Source organism: Streptomyces recifensis (genome assembly GCF_002154615.1).
Lineage (GTDB): Bacteria > Actinomycetota > Actinomycetes > Streptomycetales > Streptomycetaceae > Streptomyces > Streptomyces griseoluteus.
On sequence record NZ_MUNH01000750.1, the window covers coordinates 272 to 738 of the forward strand.

Genomic DNA, 467 nt, shown 5'->3' on the forward strand with positions numbered 1-467 from the left:
CCACGGCGGCCGCCACCACGCCGCCTATCGCCTTGTTCCTGCCACTGATCCTGCGCCGGTGCGTGCTCATGGGCGTGCCTGTCCTTCGTGCGGGAGTGGGGGGTGGTGGCAGCACGCTATCGACGCCGATTCCGGCAATCGGCTTATCCGGGACGGTGGTTGAAAGGCTTAGGGTGCGCTTAAGGAAGGGATCGGGACCGGTTAAAGGTCGAGACCACTCAGCGGCTGGGTATCAGCTTGCGCCGCCTGCGGACGGTGCCCCGGTGGCCGCGTCCGGCGGGCTTGCGGGCGTCGAGCTGGAGCCAGATCCGCACCTCGGTGCCGCCGAGCACGGAGGAGCCGATGCGGACGTCCCCGCCCGTGGACTCGGCCAGACGGCGCACGATGTCCAGGCCGAGCCCGGTCGAGCCCGCCGTGCCGGAACCCCGGCCGCGGGCCATCGCCGCCCGCGGGTCGGGTATGCCGGG

1 protein-coding gene is annotated in these 467 nt (G+C 71.7%); it reads right to left on the reverse strand.

From position 1 onward, the window contains the following. Positions 1 to 218: 218 nt before the first annotated feature. The coding region (locus CCN33_RS29245) for an ATP-binding protein (RefSeq protein WP_140394741.1) at positions 219 to 467 on the reverse strand (249 nt) is incomplete at its 5' end.